Source organism: Micromonospora sp. ALFpr18c, assembly GCF_008868155.1.
Classification (GTDB): domain Bacteria; phylum Actinomycetota; class Actinomycetes; order Mycobacteriales; family Micromonosporaceae; genus Micromonospora.
The window spans coordinates 1-851 of sequence record NZ_WBKR01000434.1 but is presented as its reverse complement, the minus strand read 5'-3'; the positions used below and the strand labels follow the sequence as shown (position 1 = coordinate 851).

The following is an 851-nucleotide window of genomic DNA, read 5'->3' as shown; positions in this document are numbered from 1 at the left end:
GCTCCGGGGGCTGTGCCGGCTCGGGCGGCTCGGGGTTCACCGGGCCGGACCGGTAGACGGCGGGCGTGCTCGCCCGGGAGGCCGGGGTGACCACGGCACCGGCCGTGACCCGACTGCTGCCCGGCACGGTGGCGCTGGCCCGGGCGGACGAGCCCTCCCGCTGACCCGGTAGCGGTACGCCGGCCGGGCTGGCGGACCCGGTCGCCCGGTAGGTCGTGGCGGTGGCCGGCGAGGTGGCCGGAAGATCGCCGGGCAGGGCGCCGGCGGTGGCGACGGTGGCCCGTGCCCGCACCGGTGCCGGCGATTCGGGGCGGGTGTCCGCGGGAGTCGACTGCCCGGCGTCGGCGGCCGGAGCCTCGTCCGCGCTCTCGTCGACGCTGGACGCCGATTCGTCGACGCCTGTCTCCGGCGGGTCAGCCCGATCGACGACGGGGTCGACAGTCTCCGCCGGATCCTTCTGCTCGGCCATCTCCGCCCTCCGTGCCACGATCGCACCCGGACCCGTGACGTCGGACCGGATGTGCCTGGATGCCACGGTGCCACAGATCGTCGCGAGCGGACAGCCGGAGTGGGTTGTGGCGCCTCAGCTCCCGGTGCTCGGGCTGCCCGACGGGCTGTCACTGGCCGAACCGCTGCGGCTGGCCTCCGGTGTGCCGGGCGGGGTCGTGGTGGCCGGTGCGGTGGTCGGCGCCGACGGCGGGGTCGTCGGTGTCTCGCTGGCGGTCGACGAGGGGGTCGGATCGGCCGACTTGGTCGGTGTGGGCGTCGCGCTGCCGGTGGGCGTGGGGGTCGGCGTGGCCGATCCGGTCGGCGTCGGCTTGGTGGTCGGCGTCGTGCTCGGCGTCGGCTTC

At 76.6% G+C, this 851-nt stretch carries 1 protein-coding gene and 1 pseudogene; one reads left to right on the top strand and one right to left on the bottom strand.

Features of this window, described 5'->3' with window-relative positions:
- Positions 1-469, bottom strand: a pseudogene (locus F8271_RS31565) (hypothetical protein); the annotation flags it as partial.
- 106 nt (positions 470-575) lie between these two features.
- On the opposite strand from F8271_RS31565, the gene F8271_RS31560 reads away from it, so the two are divergent.
- Positions 576-851: hypothetical protein (locus F8271_RS31560; RefSeq protein WP_192580559.1), on the top strand; the 276-nt coding region annotated here is incomplete at its 3' end.